17 protein-coding genes and 1 riboswitch are annotated in these 18,149 nt (G+C 40.2%); of the genes, 4 read left to right on the top strand and 13 right to left on the bottom strand.

Annotation, left to right across the window (positions count from 1 at the left end; translation table 11 throughout):
• Positions 1 to 4: 4 nt before the first annotated feature.
• Positions 5 to 1,201 carry a homocysteine biosynthesis protein gene (locus ACYQ3Q_RS08180; RefSeq protein WP_459928111.1) on the bottom strand — a complete coding sequence of 399 codons (1,197 nt, stop codon included), beginning with the start codon at positions 1,199 to 1,201 and terminating at the stop codon, positions 5 to 7.
• A gap of 126 nt (positions 1,202 to 1,327) precedes the next feature.
• Positions 1,328 to 1,454, bottom strand: a riboswitch (SAM riboswitch).
• 339 nt (positions 1,455 to 1,793) lie between these two features.
• Between ACYQ3Q_RS08180 and ACYQ3Q_RS08185 the strand changes: the two genes are divergently transcribed.
• The 3 genes from ACYQ3Q_RS08185 (at position 1,794) to ACYQ3Q_RS08195 (ending at position 2,868) form a co-directional block, all read left to right on the top strand.
• The gene (locus tag ACYQ3Q_RS08185; RefSeq protein WP_459928318.1) at positions 1,794 to 2,108 is read left to right on the top strand and encodes a redoxin domain-containing protein; all 315 of its coding nucleotides are present in this window, start codon (positions 1,794 to 1,796) and stop codon (positions 2,106 to 2,108) included.
• Between the two features lie 68 nt (positions 2,109 to 2,176).
• Positions 2,177 to 2,305: a hypothetical protein gene (locus tag ACYQ3Q_RS08190; RefSeq protein ID WP_459928112.1), complete on the top strand. Its 129-nt coding sequence runs from the start codon at positions 2,177 to 2,179 to the stop codon at positions 2,303 to 2,305.
• 224 nt (positions 2,306 to 2,529) lie between these two features.
• Positions 2,530 to 2,868, top strand: coding sequence for a P-II family nitrogen regulator (locus ACYQ3Q_RS08195; protein ID WP_459928113.1), 339 nt, complete (start codon positions 2,530 to 2,532; stop codon positions 2,866 to 2,868).
• Here ACYQ3Q_RS08195 and ACYQ3Q_RS08200 read toward each other — a convergent pair.
• From ACYQ3Q_RS08200 to ACYQ3Q_RS08215, 4 genes are all read right to left on the bottom strand, one after another.
• The gene (locus ACYQ3Q_RS08200) at positions 2,865 to 4,124 is read right to left on the bottom strand and encodes an ammonium transporter (protein WP_459928114.1); all 1,260 of its coding nucleotides are present in this window, start codon (positions 4,122 to 4,124) and stop codon (positions 2,865 to 2,867) included. The genes ACYQ3Q_RS08195 and ACYQ3Q_RS08200 overlap by 4 nt on opposite strands.
• Positions 4,125 to 4,370: 246 nt before the next feature.
• Positions 4,371 to 5,186, bottom strand: a complete 816-nt coding sequence (locus ACYQ3Q_RS08205; protein WP_459928115.1) for a magnesium transporter CorA family protein — start codon at positions 5,184 to 5,186, stop codon at positions 4,371 to 4,373.
• 98 nt (positions 5,187 to 5,284) lie between these two features.
• Complete coding sequence (locus tag ACYQ3Q_RS08210) at positions 5,285 to 6,181, bottom strand: DMT family transporter (RefSeq protein ID WP_459928116.1); 897 nt, start codon at positions 6,179 to 6,181, stop codon at positions 5,285 to 5,287.
• A 270-nt stretch (positions 6,182 to 6,451) separates the two neighbouring features.
• On the bottom strand, positions 6,452 to 7,789 hold the full coding sequence (locus ACYQ3Q_RS08215) for an N-acetylmuramoyl-L-alanine amidase (protein WP_459928117.1): 1,338 nt from the start codon (positions 7,787 to 7,789) through the stop codon (positions 6,452 to 6,454).
• Between the two features lie 230 nt (positions 7,790 to 8,019).
• On the opposite strand from ACYQ3Q_RS08215, the gene ACYQ3Q_RS08220 reads away from it, so the two are divergent.
• Entirely contained in the window at positions 8,020 to 8,463 is a 444-nt protein-coding gene (locus tag ACYQ3Q_RS08220; protein WP_459928118.1) for a demethoxyubiquinone hydroxylase family protein, read from the top strand.
• Between the two features lie 562 nt (positions 8,464 to 9,025).
• Here ACYQ3Q_RS08220 and ACYQ3Q_RS08225 read toward each other — a convergent pair.
• From ACYQ3Q_RS08225 to ACYQ3Q_RS08260, 8 genes are all read right to left on the bottom strand, one after another.
• Positions 9,026 to 10,423, bottom strand: a complete 1,398-nt coding sequence (locus ACYQ3Q_RS08225; RefSeq protein WP_459928119.1) for a phosphomannomutase/phosphoglucomutase — start codon at positions 10,421 to 10,423, stop codon at positions 9,026 to 9,028.
• A gap of 1,602 nt (positions 10,424 to 12,025) precedes the next feature.
• Positions 12,026 to 12,175, bottom strand: a complete 150-nt coding sequence (locus ACYQ3Q_RS08230; RefSeq protein ID WP_459928120.1) for a hypothetical protein — start codon at positions 12,173 to 12,175, stop codon at positions 12,026 to 12,028.
• Positions 12,168 to 13,226, bottom strand: coding sequence for a hypothetical protein (locus ACYQ3Q_RS08235; RefSeq protein WP_459928121.1), 1,059 nt, complete (start codon positions 13,224 to 13,226; stop codon positions 12,168 to 12,170). Before ACYQ3Q_RS08235 ends, ACYQ3Q_RS08230 begins: the two co-directional genes overlap by 8 nt.
• 326 nt (positions 13,227 to 13,552) lie before the next feature.
• Positions 13,553 to 14,485 (bottom strand): protein NO VEIN domain-containing protein, encoded by a 933-nt coding sequence (locus ACYQ3Q_RS08240; RefSeq protein ID WP_459928122.1) that lies wholly within the window; start codon positions 14,483 to 14,485, stop codon positions 13,553 to 13,555.
• Between the two features lie 206 nt (positions 14,486 to 14,691).
• On the bottom strand, positions 14,692 to 14,940 hold the full coding sequence (locus ACYQ3Q_RS08245; RefSeq protein ID WP_459928123.1) for a DUF7669 domain-containing protein: 249 nt from the start codon (positions 14,938 to 14,940) through the stop codon (positions 14,692 to 14,694).
• 760 nt (positions 14,941 to 15,700) lie between these two features.
• On the bottom strand, positions 15,701 to 16,003 hold the full coding sequence (locus ACYQ3Q_RS08250) for a hypothetical protein (protein WP_459928124.1): 303 nt from the start codon (positions 16,001 to 16,003) through the stop codon (positions 15,701 to 15,703).
• Between the two features lie 75 nt (positions 16,004 to 16,078).
• Positions 16,079 to 16,840: a leucine-rich repeat domain-containing protein gene (locus ACYQ3Q_RS08255; protein ID WP_459928125.1), complete on the bottom strand. Its 762-nt coding sequence runs from the start codon at positions 16,838 to 16,840 to the stop codon at positions 16,079 to 16,081.
• Between the two features lie 858 nt (positions 16,841 to 17,698).
• Positions 17,699 to 18,139: a hypothetical protein gene (locus ACYQ3Q_RS08260; protein WP_459928126.1), complete on the bottom strand. Its 441-nt coding sequence runs from the start codon at positions 18,137 to 18,139 to the stop codon at positions 17,699 to 17,701.
• Positions 18,140 to 18,149 lie beyond the last annotated feature (10 nt).

Raw genomic sequence — 18,149 nt, forward strand, 5'->3', positions numbered from 1 at the left:
TTCATCAATCCTCCTTAATACTGTGAGCGATAAAGCCGTCAGCGGGTGAGGGAAGCGCTTTAACCGGTTCTGTCAGGAGAAATTCGCCTTTTTGAATCCACCCTTTTAAAGTTGAGGCGATTTCACGGGCCCGCGGCATACTTGACAATGGAGCAGTAGCGATCTCCTTGCCATTCACCTGGATCTTTCCACTCTTTAGGTCTGCATAACTAACATACCCCAGATTACCCGGTGTAAATGAAGGATAAGCTTCCCCATAGTCCACAATTGGGGCAAACAGTTCTTCATCTTTCTTTGCAGCATACCGAGCGATATCTTCATTAAGAATCGGAATTGGAACCCCTATTCCAACACTGAGGGTTGCTCCATACCCGAGGTAACTGGTACCGACAAGCCATCTAGGGCTCATTTGTTTTAGATCCCCGGTGACAGCCAGTGTTCCCCCTGCACTACCTAGTTCCTGGCCTTCTACATTAATCATGGACGGGAAATGTTGTGTACCGTTCCAAGCCACATATCCAACTCCGCCGCCAAGAAAAATTTTTGTACCTACCCCGATCGTCTTAAAATGAGGGTCCTTCAAGAGCGGGCTCAGTTGTCCTGAAGTTGAATAATTGGCGTTCCCCAAATGAGGTTTAATCATGCCCATATAGGTATAAATCGTCCGATCGGTCAGGTTTACCGCACAGTTGTAATTCTGATAGGCATTACGGGGATTAAAAAGGATCGCCTCATTTATCTCATCTAGCGTAATAGTGGTTTCAAGATTTTGGCGTGGATAACAGTCTGTGCCATAGGCTAATGCTTTCAATTTGACAGATTTGCGGGCCACTAGATCATGAATGACATGACCTCCGCCGTACTTAAATTCACCCGGATAGTTGCTGTTCAGCGGGTCATTATCCGGCATCTCCGTGGCGCCGATATAGGCGTCAACAGCCGCTATGCCAGTATACGCAGATACACCGTTCAGCCATACTTTCTGCATTTTCATGCGGGGTTTTGTATGTCCGAAACTCAAAAAGGCACCTGAAGAACACATGGGCGCAAAGGTACCTGTTGTTACCACATCGACTTCTTGGGTTGCTTGAGAGAGACCTTTTTCCTCTACCAGGGCTATCAGTTCCTCAGCAGTTACCACGACTGCTTTGCCAGCTTTAATCTTGGCATTAATCTCTGCATATGTCTTTTCTACACTCATGAATGTCCCCACCTCCAGATTTGTTACACTTAGTTGCTTCTTATGCCTTCAGAGAGCTTTTCTCTGATAGTACTAAAAGACCTCTTCTGCAACAGAAGAGGCCAAATTTTTAAAATATCGACGCTCCTCTTATCTATCAGAAGAATCTTCTGCAAGAATTAGCACCATGCTTTGTGCAAGCCATGAACATCATAACGCACTAGCTGGTTGCCGGGTTTCATTGGGCTAGTCCCTCCACCACTCCGGATAAGAGCATAATTATTCAATTCATTAGCTGAGTCTAACATTTGTCTTAAATCATGTCAATATGATTGTCTATGAATTAAGACAGAAATTACACATTTAGGGTAAGAACGGCCCAATCTCTATACCTTTTTTCCAAAGTAACTGCTGTAGGTTATAACTCAGTTTGATTAAATACCAGATATTGCATAATTACATTTATTTACATTCGACAAAATATAACATATAATAATAGCAGGTTCATTTTCGTTTTTTTCATGTAGTTAGTCCTCTTTTATGGATCTCCTAGCTTTAAGGGGATCCCTTTTTTGTGCGCCTTAAAGGTGCCTCATATGATGGTGGCAACAAAGTGACCATCCGTCTTAATGATTTCCAAAATCAATGGGTTCTATTATCCGACCGTTCCCATCTCATAACGCATCAATATGGAGTACTTAGAGCAGAATTGGGAATTGCCTTCCGAGCAACCTTTATCATTGCTCCAGATCGCAAGGTGAAGTATGTCAGCCTCTATCCACCCGAGGTTGGTCGTAACATCGCTGAGATTATTCGCGTTATTCAGGGACTGATCTATGAGGAAGCGACTGGTCTAGGGGTGCCCGCTTACTGGCAACCTGGAATGACTGGCATCATAAGGGACTTTAAATTCGTTGGGAAAATCTAATGCAATCTCAACATAATTATCCATTCCTAGGGTATCCTAAATGTATTCCAACTTTAAGGAGGAATACTATGGATCAGCCCAAACCAAGTAAAAAACCCTTTCCGAAACGCGAACAGCTACCTTATAGCCACCAAGCCGATCAGGACGGACGTACGGATTATGGCCGGGATGGACAAACAACTTATAATCCAAGCTAAGTACAGGGGAGGCAACTTGATGTCAAATAAAGCGACCGACAAAGCGCAGACAGGTAAACCAGACCGAGGAAAAAATTCCCCTTTCAAGAAAAAGACTCCTCAAAGCCGGGCTTAAGCCCGGCTTTTCATATTAAAGCATATTATCCAAAGAAAACTTCTGATATACTGTATGGGATTATCGAAGCTTAATATAGGTTAAATTTTAAAGATTAAAGGGTGACATTATGAAAAAGATCGAAGCGATTATTAGACCCGAAAAATTAAACGACGTAAAAATTGCGTTATCGAACATCGATGTGCAGGGGATGACCGTCTCTAATGTTATGGGTTTCGGAAATCAAAAGGGTTACACTCAAATTTACCGTGGTCAAGAAATCGAAACTAGGCTGTTGCCGAAGATAAAACTTGAGGTGGTGGTTCCCACCGAAAAAGCAGAGAAAGTTATCGCCGCCATCGCTGAGGCTTCAAAAACTGGAGAATTTGGAGACGGCAAGATTTTTGTCTATGACGTCTTAGAGGCGATCCGTATCCGAACGGGCGAACACGGTAAAAATGCTCTTTAAATAAATGCATTCTCACTAAGTTCAAAATCAGGATAAGCCTTTTCCCTATGCTGAGTCAAATCTAAACCGTTCGCTTGTTCGTCATCCGTAGCTTTAAGCGGAGTGAACATAGCTATTCCCTTTAAGATGAGAAACGTCATGATACCAGTAAATAAGTAGGTTGCCGCCACTGCAATTAATTGAATAAAGACAGGTTCCATTCCGCCACCATTTATTAACCCATTTTTCCCTTGTGGATTAAGACTTAGATCGGCAAAAATCCCGGTAGCAATAGTACCCCAAGTTCCACCGATTCCATGTATTCCGAAGACATCTAAGGCATCATCATAGCCCAGTTTGGCCTTAAGTAAACTTACTCCTAAATAACACACTCCTCCAGCAATAAACCCAATCAGGAGTGAACTACCGGTTGAGACATATCCTGCTGCAGGTGTGATTGCCACAAGGGCGGAAATGATGCCGCTCACAGCACCGAACGCTGTGATCTGGCGACGATGGAGCCATTCAAGTAGTGCCCATCCTATCATTCCGGCAGCTCCGGCTATTTGGGTTGTGGCAAGTGCTAGCACTGCCACGCCATTTGCCCCCATTGCCCCCCCTGCGTTAAATCCAAACCAACCAAACCATAACAATCCGCCGCCAAAAAGAACGTTGGGCATATGATGAGGAATGTTCCACTCATATCCCACCGTGATTCGTTTGCCGACCACAAAGGCTGCCACCAATCCGGACACTCCTGAAGCCATTTCTACGACAGTGCCTCCGGCGAAATCCAAGACACCGAGATTCCGCATCCATCCACCTACTCCCCAAACCCAATGGGCTAGTGGGATATAGACAAAGGTGCTCCAAAAAACTACAAACAATAAAAAGGCACTAAATCGTAGTCTTTCAGCAGTTGCTCCGCTGATGATCGCAGGTGTAATAATTGCAAACATCAGTTGGAACAAGAAGAACAACAAATGGGGGATTGTCGGAGCATAATCTGGGTTAGGTGAAAGCCCAACCCCTTTTAGACCGACCCAATCCAAATTTCCAATTAAATGGCCCTGATCCGGTCCGAAGGCTAAAGAGTATCCAAATAAGACCCAAATAACTGTGACCAACCCTATGGCGACGTAACTTTGCATCATGATAGAAAGCACATTACGTTTTCTGACCATCCCCCCGTAGAACAATGCCAGTCCAGGGGTCATCAGAAACACTATTATAGTACAAATAACTACGAAAGACACATCCCCAGTATTGATTGTCATCAAACTCATCTCCTAATAAGAAAATTTGGCCGGGACATTAAACTATATACCAACTAAATCACATGAAAAAAGAAGCTCTAAAAAGCGTTTTAAAACGCCCCTTAGAGCTTCTTTGCTCTCTCAGACTTGCAAGTATGTATTTATTATAGTAGCCCTAACGAAATGTGTCTAGGACTTTTTGGCGAAATACATTATACAGGAGATGTAATCCTGCAAGAACTAGCTAGCTAAGCCAATGGGTAATAACTATAACCAATTATTTTTCTTAAACGCAATAATTATCGATGCTACCAAGATAACGACTAACCCATAAAGCACATACACTCCATATTGATAATGAATCAACGGCATCTTGGTAAAATTCATTCCAAAAAAGCTCGTCAGTAGGTTAATAGGTAATAATATCGTGGCTAAAATAGCTAAAATTTTCATTATATCGTTTGCTTTATTATCAACTGACGCTTGATAGGCTTCCCTGAGATTTTCCATTAGCTCTACAAGTTGTCTCGCATTATCCAATTCACTCTGCACGTTTTGCACTAGTTCGTTCCACATCGGATTGTCTTGTTTTGCTCGAATAAATACAGACAAATGACTATTAATTTGCTTCTTTATTCGGATAGCTTTTCTGTGTAATCTAATAATCTTTATCTGTTGTGACTTCTGCGGGTTTTCTAGGATCTGTTCTTCTATCAAATCCATAAATGATTCCAGGGCTTCAAGTTGATGTTGGATTTTATCTACTACCTCAAATCCAAGACGTCTCAAGACATCGTGCGGAGTTTGCATAAGCTTAGCTTTGTTCCAACTGTCTATCTGTAACTCTGGCTTGCTATGCTTGTGGAGAATGAATGAATTAGTAGTTAACAACATTCTTGTGTGAAAATGGTCATCATTAATACTTACAAAATAAGTAGAGTCATCCAATTGCTTGATGATACTCTTTTTGCTACCAAGGCTATTAGTCAATTTAAAGTCGTTCTCATCTATCTTTTGTTGCGAGAGTTCCTTACAATTACTTACCTCGCCCCATGAATCGAAATCAATTACTATAAATTCCACTCTAACTTCCCACCTATAGTTTATGATTTTCCCTATTCCCTAAATTTCCTTTTTAAGTAATTGCATGCCTTGTTAAAATAGTTCCGTGACTGCTGTTTTTAGAGGAATAAAAGCGAAACTCCTATAAGGGTTATAAAGGCTCCTAAAATTTCCTTTGGAAATACCTTTTCTTTAAGAATAAAAATCGATACTGGAATTATTAGAATCGGAGTAATGGACATGATCGTAGAGACAATCCCCGTCGGGGCATACTGAACCGCTACCAATGAAAGCGAAACTCCTATGAATGGCCCAAAAAGGGATCCTATTGAGATATTTTTCATCGCCTTTGAATCTCTTAATGCATTATAGACGTTTTCCCAGTTTTTCGAAACTGTGATAACGAGAGTGAAGCCGATAATCCCCGCAATTATCCTTATTTGAGTGGCAGCAACGGGGTTATATGATCCCATACCAAATTTACTAAGAACGAGTCCGAAGGCTTGCCCTAGTGCACCAATGAAAGCATAGACTAATCCCTTGATTGGATGAGAAAACTTTACTTTTTTGTCCTTTGAACTTTTGGTTAGAATCACGAGGGAAATCCCTGCAATAGTAATCAGCATACCGGTTAGACCTAATAAGGAGATTCTTTCCCCCATTATCAAGAAGCCGGCAATAGCAGTAATTGGTGGTACTGAAGCCATAATTAACATTGATATCCGGGAACCCACTTGCACAAACGCTTGAAATAAAAACAAGTCTCCGATCACAAAGCCTATTAGTCCAGAAAAAGTTAACCAGATCCAAGTAGAACCTGAAGCATCGAAGGGGAGAATCATCCCCCGAGTAAACAAATTGAACCCTGAGATCAAGAATAAGGCTATGACAAGCCTAATGAGATTAACGGAAAGTGACCCCACTTTCTTCCCTGCGGACTCAAAAGCAACTGCAGTGATCGTCCAACAGACTGCCGTAGCTAGGGCAGCTATTTCTCCAATATGTGATTGAACCATGCTCTTCTTCCTCTATTCTATGTCTAAAAATTTCTCACTCAGTCATTATAGCATAATAGAATCGATCAAGATTAAAAATATATGCAAAGAAGTAAAAGGATACAAGGGGACAGGTGCGCTGTTTCTTATTCGAGAAACAAGGAGAGACGAACAAGGATGTAACAGAGGGACCGGTTTGTTATTTTTCTTCGAAACAACAAACCTGTCCCTCTGTTTTCTGCGGTATAATCTCCACTACAGACTTCGTATCTAAAGACCGGTTGTTCAGCTTTAGCTGAAGGGGTCACTGTTTTTCCCTTTAAAGTAATCCCCAATAACTTGAAATATCTTTCTTAATAGAGACGTTTCACCACTGTCAGAACTAATTTGTTCCCGAGCGATGTTCTCATAGATCTTGACCACATCCTCGCCGTAAGCTTTCCCCGGGACTGCCCAATTCCCATTCAGATCTTCCCAGTTCGGACAGCTCCCCCTCTTTACCATATCAAAACGGGGATCGACCTTTAGGATTCCTATAGGGAGCGGATCAATTGAAGCGTACGCAAATAGATGCTCTAAATGAGCCAACACCCCCTCTTCCGGTGTAGAAAAGGACGCTCCTTGAACCCCTCCTCCGACGGCTCCAATTCCGGCAAAGTTGTTTTGCTCGGCCTTCACATCTCCACCGAATTTGAGGTAACCAGTTTCTTGAATCATTTGGGCCACTGCATAACCCCATCTTATACCTAGTAGTTCCCCAAGCCTCTGGTAAAAAGGAACAATATCCGGAGCATAGGGATTATGCTTAATCAAAAATTGACGGCCTTGCTCAAGCGTAATGGTCTCTATGCCCATAATCGGAGTTTTCTGGGCTGCCAGGGGGGCTACATATTCAAAAACGTTTACAGCATCCGTTGTCCGCTGTATAACGCCCTTTGTTGATTGGCCACTATCGACCGCTTCTTTGACTGCCGTGATCGCCCTTTCTTGGGAGCTTAACGCCATGGTCTGTCTGCCATCTAAAATGACACGGAACATGACATTAGCGGTTGGTGGGCCTGGAACTGAAACTGGTTCCTTGTATTGAACCCCCCAAAAATCACAAATACCTTTGGCATGGGCAAATGCCAGGGACTGACGAAAATTCGGTTCCTTTAGCTTTGCAATATCCTTAATATTATCGATAAATCCATTTTCCGTTAAAATTGCCGGCATACTTGTTTCCCTCAGTACCAACACATTCTGTGTTTTTACTCCACGATTTGCCCAGCCTCCGACTTGAACAAGATAAGGTAAAACCTTGTTCGCTGCTGTTTCCGCACGTCCACCCCTCCCACTAATGAGCACCTCTACTCCTGTACCACCTCCTGCGTTAATGTGCACTGAAATGAATAGATCTGCTTTGGCTTCCTCCGCTATCTTAACTCGAGTAGATAGATCTCCGTTTAGGGTGCTTAGATACCCAGGCGCATAATCTCCCTCGCGAGTAAGAACGCATTTTATTCCATTGTACTCAAGTATAGATCTGAGTTTAAGGCAAATGTCCAAAGCAAGGTCTTTCTCAAGCAATCCGTTACCGACCGCTCCCGAATCATAACCCCCATGCCCTGGATCAATACATAGTATCATCTCAACCCCCCCCTTCTCCCATACTATTCAAGGTGGTTGGACAAGGTTCTATCAAATCTTAGGCTTTCGTGATATTAATAACAAAAACCCACAAAGAGCAGGGTTTAGTCTTCATATATAGTCAGACGGATTTCCTATATCCTATTTCATACTCAGAAAATGGCGGATGAATATGAAAACTATTTTTGATGAATTCTATACCATAAATATTACAATACGAGGGTGTAAAAATGGATGACAAGTTAATGTTTCGCTTAAAGGAGTTTTATACACTAGAAACATTTCAGGTAGCTTTTTATGAAGCTCAAGTTTCGACATCGACTGATGAATACTATTGTAAAGCCTTCGAAAAGATGGTCCAAATCGAAAGTGGCCATGCTGATTTTTTCGCCCAGGTGTTAGACAAAGCTCAAGTCGAAGTCCCTAAGTTTGCAGGTTCGTTATTTGAATTAGCTGGAGGTTTAGTGGGAGATATGGTTGGCTCAACGGGTCAGCATAACACTTGCAAGCTTGGCATAGCACTGGAAAATAAGGCAATGGAAGCGTATCGAACTTTTATCACTGAGAGTAAAGATAAGCATTATTCAGAACTTCGTGATACTCTTATGGAATATCTTCTTGATGAAGAATTTCATATGCTATGGCTTAGAGACTACATGAATAAGCGTACCTAAATATGCATAATTTGTAGTCGTCCCTCAAGCGTGTAGCATAGCGTCATAGAACTCTTTAATACGAGGGAACCCGCAAAACAATGCAGGTTCTCTCGTATTAATTTACTTCAGAAATACTTATTTGAACTTCAGGGAGGATACAGGGACAGACACTAACATCTGGTATTTTAAGGTGACGGCTGTTAAAAATAAGGTCGAATCAGTCTATAGCAACGTTAAAAGCGCTACAACTAGCTCTGTCGCACCCATAACACATATCACGCCCATTGTACCAAGAATTAACACCGCTCCGGTAACTCCTGACATTATTGAAACCAGTATTGATGATAAATCTGATGCGTAGACTAGGGAAATTCCTTAGGCAGCTTTTTCAGTTGCAGTGCAATAAGGTGTTGCCTGTCCATTACATCCCGCTTATACTAGAAAACCTAGACCCCGCAAATCACTTGCGGGGTCTAGGTTTTCTAGGGATCTCAGGAAATGCTTTCGTTACCGAAGCAGAGCATAGGGAAACTCCCACTTACAACAAGAAATGGGAGTTTAAGAAGTGGACTAAACTAGGCTAGTCTTTCAAGTCGTTCTGCCATTCGGAGTCAACTTCTTTAAACTGGTTGAGTTTCTCTTTAAATATCTGGCGGATTTCAAATAATCTTTCTTTTGTTTTAGCCTCAAAAATCAGAACTAGTTCAGGTAGGTTAGATGAAGCTCTAACTAAGCCCCACCCATCTGCAAATACGACTCTTGCACCGTTAATATCAATAACATTATCTCCGTACTCCTTCTTAAAGTCAGAGACAACTTGTTCTATAACTTTGTACTTTACTGTATCTGCACAATGAGCTTTAATTTCTGGAGATGTAAAATATTGTGGCAAATCTTCAACAATTTCCGATAGCGACTTTTTCACATGAGAAATATATTCGACGAGTTTAGCGGCAGCAAAAATTGCATCGTCGAAACCATAATAATCATCCCCCATAAAGATGTGTCCACTACGTTCGCCGGCAAGCTCGGCTTCTTCAGAATGCATTTTGGCTTTAATATACGAATGGCCAGTTTTCCACATTATTGGAATTCCACCACGTTTAGTAATATCATCGATGAGGCCTTGTGTACACTTGACATCAAACACTATTTTGGCGCCCTTTTTCCTTTCCAAAAGTTGCCTTGCTAAAATGATCAGGATTTTATCACTCCAAATATTTTCACCATTTTCGTCGACTACTCCTATACGGTCACCATCACCGTCAAATGAAATACCAATGTCTGCATTGATGTAAGGGTGAACAACCATCTCGGCTAAACGTTTACGCGCCTCTAAATCCGAAGGGTTGGGGAAATAATGTGGGTAACTTGTGTCGGGATCGCAATTCAACTGGAAGGTACTGCATCCAATGTTTTGGAAAACCTCATAAGCAAATAACCCAGCTCCACCATTTCCAGCATCGATTACAACTCGTGGTGCGTAGTCTGATTCGATATGTATTCGACTAGTAATAGCCTCGATATAAGCGTCCCGAACCGATACTTTGCTCCTTGTACCAAGTTTTTCCTCGCTAATGAAATCCTGACTTTCTATGATTTTGTAAAGCTCTTTTACTTCATCAGGTCCAATCGTTTTGGAGTATCCGTGGCCCAATTTAAAGCCGGACCATCCGTTGGGATTGTGACTAGCTGTTATCATCATTACTCCAGGACTTTTTAAATGATACTGTGCAAAATAAGCCACCGGACTAAGGCTTAGTCCAATATCAAAAACCTCAAAGCCCATTTTCACAAACGTATTAATAGCGACTTCTGAAAATCCTTCAGAATAACTTCGATTGTCGTACCCAACTACTACCCGTTTAATAGAAACTCTATCTAAGAAAGTGGAAAACGCTTTAGTAAGTAAAGCTACACTTTCGTCGTTTAATTCCTCTTCATTGACTCGACCTCTGATATCATATTCACGAAACATACTCTTGAAGTTATCAGAAAACATAATTCACGCTCCTTTAAAACTTTATTATATTCGGTACAGACACACATACTCAGCTTATCATTAATTCACTAAATTATACCAGTAATGTTATATGAACACAAACATAACCCCAGCGATCTCAATATTATTGGCCTGTCTAAAATGGTGATTCGGACTCGTATAACGTACCACTCATCGACATCATTTATAGACCGATTTTCGTTTCTGTTAAAAAGGGATTTAGTTGATGTACATAAAAAAGACTCCCACCATTTTTTCTATGTTCATCGCCAGTGAGAGAAATCATTTTTGCATAATTAGGTTCTGTTCAATAAATTCTAATTTCATACGGTGTGAGGTTTCTTATCTAGTTATTGTTGGGTATATTTTGGGGACATGATGTCCCCATTTAATAGCATAGTAGCTTTAATGGAATTTTACGGCTTGGGGCAAAAACAATATTGAAAGCTATATTCTTAAGGGTTTTAAATTTGAGTAAATACATAATTCGCATTCCTTTTATCTTATGACAGGTTGACATTTTCAAATCAACCTCTTCCCCCGATCTATACCAACCGTAAGTCGCATACTACGACAGGACATGAAAAAGCACCTGTTTCCAAATGCTCCAAGTTTAGACTTACCCTACTCTGGTAGTTTTCCAGGCCCAAAAATAACGACAGGACCAACTAGCAGGACTACGGCCATCGTCGGTGTGAGAAATCCAACGTTGTTAGCAAACTAATCACCTCCTTCATATTGAATTTAAGAAGAATACTCTTTCAAGTTGGCAACTTATAATTAGCATACTAAATATGAAATTTGTGTAAAATCTGAAAACCCTTGCTAACAGAAGAATCAACATAAATCCAAAACTTAATTCCTTTAAGGAACAGGCCCGACAAAATATATTTTTCGAAGAAGGATCGAAAAGATCAATCACTACAACCTTTGATAACATGACAAGAATGAGGGTATTTTCTCTTAGCGTAAAAACTAACAAACTTGAATCTCATCCATTTAATTTATCCACCCAAAATACACGCAGAATACATAGTACAATATAATAATACATAATCTAACAAATGTTTTGATAATTTTTGGTCTTCTCATTATTCTATATCCACAACGCGGTTGCAACGTTAAGGGCAAAAACAAAATAGTTACAAAAAGCAAAAACCCCGCAATCATGCGGGGTCTAAGTTTTCTATGGAGCCGATGGTCGGAATCGAACCGACGACCTGCTCATTACGAGTGAGCTGAAAGCGATGCTGTTCTCTTACAGGTAGTCCTGGAACGTGCTGTATAAGCGGGTTGAAGACATTTCGTTTTCCATCTGGTACTATCTGAAATCGTACAATGTCATCCCATTTTGGGAACAATCTTGGGAACGATTCTATGTATAACCTAGTAAATAGTATAAGGTCGTCTGTTTCGAAACTTCTTTCCCACTCCGCAAATACATCCAATGATTGTTTAAATTCCGTTGGTAGTCAGTTCATATAGACCTACAAGAGCGTCACAGTATATAGATAATGATAGCTTGAATTGTATTTTTTTCAAATACCCAGTATGCTCATTCTTATCAACTTAAACTTATTATGTTGATTTTTTTACTTCTTTAACTAGCCCAATAATAGTTACTGCTAATACTAAAGCTCCTGCTACTGTTTTTAAAGTATTTCCAATTAATTCACCTACATTAGCCCATTTTCCAAGACTGGGCATATCCTTTTTGTTATTATTCATTGTCCCTTCCCTCCCTCCATTTAATTAATTCAACACCAGAAATTTCAATTTCTAAAATATCTCGTTTCATTTTAACAGGATTTTTTATTTCATTTAAGAAACTTTTCAATTCATTTGGGTTTATCACCCAATCCAAAGGTTTATCTTGTTGACTTGCAATGTTAGCTATATGCAAAATATTTTTTCTTCGGGTTTCTATTATTTCTATCAGCGGTTTCGTAAGAACTTCTAAAACACCTGTCTCATCATAAGATAAATAGATGTTGCTTAATAATACTGTAGATAATGCTATCCCTATCAATGCCTGATTGCATGAATTAAGAGTATCTACGCAATCTTTTTTTAGTTTTCCATTAATGTTTCTCAATGCAGTGTCAAACTCTGTAACTGGTAATTCATCAAAAAACTTGTCTAGAGAACTAATATACTGTAATAACTGCTGTCTTCCAATATTCAATGATTGAATAACATCATATTTCAAAGCATTCCGTAATTCTTCATTTCCTATATAAAGTGCTTGCTGATATGTATCCCACGAACCGTAAATAAATCCTAGTCTGTCAGTCATTTGTCCAATTAAGATTCTTTCAGCTTTATCTGCTATTTCATCCAATCTCTCCGTAATACTCGCCAACTGCTGTTGGATAGCAATATTTTGTGCCATTTGTCCAATTACAGCTCTGGCCTGTGGATTACCAAAAGCTTCTTTTGTCATCCTTAATTGCTTCACAACAGGGTTTCTCGGGCGCGTTTTATCGACAATATTTGCTATCGTTTCACCACCTGATTTCATGAAATCAAAATCTCCACTATCGATTTTATCAAGGATTTCTTTCGAAATCTGCACTACATACTTCACATTTGGCTTAATAACTTCTTTAACATTATCAATATTTGAGATAATAGGATTAAGATAATTCATCAATTTATTGACGTTCTTGGCAATAGCAAAAGCATCAACCAATCTTCTTTTTGGAGAATCTACAGTGAATACTTTTTCAATTGCAGGGCTTTCCTGATTCAGAATTGCATACTTTTTGTCGGCTGCCATAGTATCCCTTCCTTTTCTATTGACAAATGAAGTTTTTCTTCATTTTCAAAACCCTCCGATGTGTTTTCGAATCTTTAATTACATTATTCTACCAATTAAATCAAATTCCTCCTTCTGTCTGAACTTGTTTACACTATCTTCGTACCACGATGCGAGTAGGGCATTCAATCTAATGAATGCCCTACTCCGTTTCTAAGCGTTCTCGTTTGTTCAAAGTCTTAATATGAAGCACTTTTTAATAAAGTGGATGCCCTCTTATGTAATTTTCATTTTAACAGGTGCATATCCATATCCTTCAAGAATACTTTTTTTGTTTGACCCCTACACTATTTTAAGCAAAACCTAGCACTGACTGCTTCATTTAGCTTAAGAACAATACCTTCATCAGTTTGCCAGGCTCCAATATCTGGTGAATAATTGTATACCCCTAAAAGCGGAGCACTTAATGCCGAGGTAACCACACATAACCTGTAGCTATCCTTAAACTTCCCCATCATGGCATACTCATTAGGCGTTAGCTCAAAAGTTGGTGCCTTTCCCGACAATCCTTTGACCTCAATTCGTACAAACAGTTCGCTATTGATGTAACCTTCTAAATCCCATCCCACGTTGTCCTTTTCTACCGATTTCACTTCATATCCCTGAGTTCTATAATAATCAACTGCTAACTCCACCGCTATTCCTTCGACCTTTGCCCGTTCGAGCGGGTCATTGTTTTTGGTTAGGAATTTTTCTTTACCCTTAAAATGTATGCCCCCGCTGTTAATAAACTCCAATACTTCATGCCTAATAGTTTCATGCTCTTGTCCATCTGCATACCAGATGTTTGACTGACCCATTCCGCCTGAACCCATTAGTATCTTCAATATTCTCTTATCGAAAGGTAATAACGTACAGTCTTCCTCTTTTGCTTTAGCCCGAAAACCTATCATATCTCCTTTGAACTTTCTATTTAGGTCATCGGGTGCCTGCCTGCACCTATATAGCGTAGCATTTTTATACCAACCAATTATAAACACTCCGCCAGATTTTCTAGGAGCAACCCAAACAACTAATACATCCTCTATCGACTCTTGAACTTTTGTTGCTCCGATTCGCACAATATTAATATTTCCACCACGGGGTGGCTCTACATACCCATACATATATCCGTGATACGGTAAAAAGTTAAATACTTCGTGACCGTAATCATTCTCCGTCACATAAGAACCCCCACCGTAAATTTCATCCCCATTACTTTTCCCTTTATATTGTTCCATCCAACCCACCCGAAAAAATATTATTTTCGGTGAAGTTTCCACCATTGTAACTTCCTCTCTAGCCCGTAGATATAATGTGATTCAGGCACATACCAGGATTGTCCGCGCAAAAGACTATGTAAAAACTGCTAGGATGCCCTAGCTGACAACTCATTAGAAATTGAGAAGTCTAGCTTGTACGTTCTCCGCATCAGCGGTGGACGTATTTAGACGCCCACCAATTTATAAAGTCCCTTTCCAATCCTTTCAAAATCGTCATATTTAGTCCGATGATTCTGCGGAGCATTCTTGCAGCATTTCGACGTAATATGAGTAAGAATCGTACTCACTTTATATTGGGTGCCTTTGTTCCTTATGAAAGTTTCGACCTCTTTAGGAGAGAACTCGTTTTTCCCTTTTTGTTTAATAAAAAGTTTGGATGCTTCACGCAACTCTTCCCTACAAGTGTTTTGCATTGTAATTCCCCTTCCTGCCTTTATTACTTGCGATAATCATAATCATAATTTCCTCTTTCGACAAGTAATTGAAGGAGTAGGATTATGTGTTGTGACAAAATGGATGGAAAGGTGGCTATCTCTATAACACACATAATTACGCTCAGTAAAAGTTGACCTGGCCCTGAATGCATGGTATCTCAAGGATTGGAGAACGCAGTTTTGGTCAGTGCTACAAATAATATTTTCCTCAGTCCAATCTCGTGGAAAAATATCAAAATAGCTAGGTATTTATTAGGCGGCTAGCTAAACATACTTGGATTCAAAAAACACCAGTATGGAAGACTCTTTCTACACTGGTGTTTATATAAATTCTTTTTGCTGCTTAAAGTTAGTCAGTCGGTTCGTCTCTTATCCGTAGGAAAAAGTAATTTTCGCACGGTTTGGTCATTTTTCTAAACTGTTGAAGAACCTAAACAATCTGAATGCTTAACTCAAAGGGAGCCTTATAAAGTAATAATCATCGCATATTCCCATTTATATTCCTATTCTGAATATTGCGGTGCGGCGGAGGTTCTTCCGCAAATCTGAGTATGTATGCTTTGGTACTTCAGTAGGTCTTTGAGTATCCGTATCTAAGCTTTTCATAAAAACAGATTTAACACTCATAATTGCGGAAAAACCGTGGCGGAGTCACCATTCCGTTTTGAAATGCGCCACATGTCTGGTGAACTAGTGTCCTAGAAAGAGAGCCAGAGTGTGTTTTAGATATGAGCGAGTTCTATTCTTTCGTGTATTTAAGCCCATTCTTATCAAAGATGATTGTATTGCCATTAATAGTAGCCGTAACACTCTCACTTTTATAATCCATTGTTAACTTATCTCCGTTAATAGTATATTTTCCATTGATTTCACTAAGAGAGTCTTTATCTTTGAAAGTACCATCAGATTTCAATTGGATGTATTCCTTACTATAGTTTTGCTTAATAAATATACCCGACACGGTATTGTTTTTTGAGCATCCGAATAATGTCATTAAAAAAACTAAAGAAAGTGTAATAAATAACAACGCCAATCTCTTCAAAATAAATCCTCCATTTTAACTTCTATATCAACATGACCTTTTAAGTAGCTAAGGTACGGTTGAATAGTAAAGCCATCAATTTATAACTACGAACTTATTGCCATGTTTCATAGCATAATCTTTTGCAGTAGATGGGTCATGTCCTATAATCGTTGCTTTGGCCTCAATGACTACTCCCGAGTATCCAGTGTCTATTTTTGTTGTTGCTGAGTTAATTGTAATACTAGTTAAGCCCGTGCAATACCGAAAAGCTTCTGAACCAATACTAGCCACACTTTGCGGTATGCTTATAGTAGTTAAGCCTTTGCAATAGATAAAAGCCATTTCATCGATACTTGTTACTCCTTGCGAAATGTAAATACTAGTTAAGCCTGTGCAACCGTTAAAAGCTAGTGGACCAATACTTCCTTGTGGAATGCTAATAGTAGTTAAGCCTGTGAAATTCTCAAAAGCTCTCATACCGATACTTGTAACTTCTTGCGGAAACTTAATACTAGTTATGCCTTTGAAAGCAGAATTATCATAATTAGCCATGTTATCGATACCTGTTACAGGAAATCCTCCTAATGTACTTGGTATTAAAAATTCACCACTTGGTTCAATTGTTGTATCGTACTTCGTAATTTTTGCTTTGCCATCTTTTACACTATAAGTATATTTACCGTCCTGAGCTGAGTCGATGTTTTTGGTTGCTTGGTTTGTCTGAGCTGTTTTAGTCTGAGCTGTCTGAGTCTGGGCTGTCTGAGTCTGAGCTGTCTGAGTTCCACCTCCACAGCCCACTAATGATATGGAAAGAATAGAAATACCAATTGTAGTCGCTGTTATCCGTTTTTTCATTTACTCACCCCTGCTCTTTCACTATTATTTATAAAATTAAACATCTTAAAGATATTGGGATTTCTTGGGTCACATACTCCTCCTCTGTACGCTTCTGCAATTGATTGCGATTGTCAAGAAAAAGGTGAGCCAGTCGCCAGAAAAAAAGTGAGCCACTAATGCCAGCAAAAATGTGAGCCATTATTGCTTAAACGCTGGAAAAAGTGAGCCACTACAACGGCAATAGCTGAACAACATAAAAGTACAAGGGGCTAGCCTTCATAGATGTTGCCGAAACATACTTTACGTCCCTTCTTATGCGTAATCATCAACAACAATCTTGTTCCTGCCGCCGGGGCTGTGGATAGTGTGGTCAAGCTCTTTTAAGATAGACCCTAAATTGCTTGACCAAGCAATGTGGTCAACCTGAAGCGGCCAGCGCAAGGTTGTCCACATTGTGGCACTATCCATAGCCCGATTTTAGCCGTTCCGTATTGAATTCTCGACCATGTATTCCATGATCCATTATTGCAAAGAATTTACCTCGGTCAACAGAGCACGAAACTTTTATTTAGTTTGGGTGGTGATTGAATATTACGGTTCGACAGAGCCAGCGTTCCGGAGGTTGTTGAGCCACCTCTCCGGTAAAAGTGAGCCATCCCTCCGGAGGCTTGGGCCACTTATTCGTTTACACCCATGGGCATGGAGCAGTCTCAGTAACTGGAAGTCAACCCCCGTTGACCCCGTGACCCCATATTAAGACTTTACATGGGGGCGGAGGATGCTACCCTAAATCAAGGGATGGGGCTTCCCAAGAGGAATGCCGCCTTATGAGCCACAGCCCTCGACCCATGGAAGCATCCGACGTAGGGTCCCATGTCAAGTCGACCCCAGAGTGGCTCTCTTTCCGGAAGGGTGGCTCTGAAAATCCGGAACTGTGGCTCTCACCGTCCGGAATTGTGGCTCAATTCGATCCGGATTATTCAGTGATGATAAAGCGTTAACTAATGGATAAAAAGCAATCACCGTTTCGTTCATATTTATTGACTCAGTTTGGGCGTAACAACCTGGACATGGAAATGGAGCACTCGTTAAGAGTTTGGGATCTTCAAAAACACTCATTACCTCTCCACACTCACAACAGTGTAATTCATAGCTATGTTTAAGTATTTCCTCCGCATCCATGTTATAGAGCACGTCTAATACTGCTTCTTCAGGGCATTGTAAGAGATGGGCCACCTCAAACGGATAGATAGCAGAGACGTTTCTATCTACCAAGATTTGAATGAGTTTCCTAATGTGACGATTTTGTTTAGTCATGGTATTACTC

Source organism: Desulfosporosinus burensis (genome assembly GCF_054657535.1).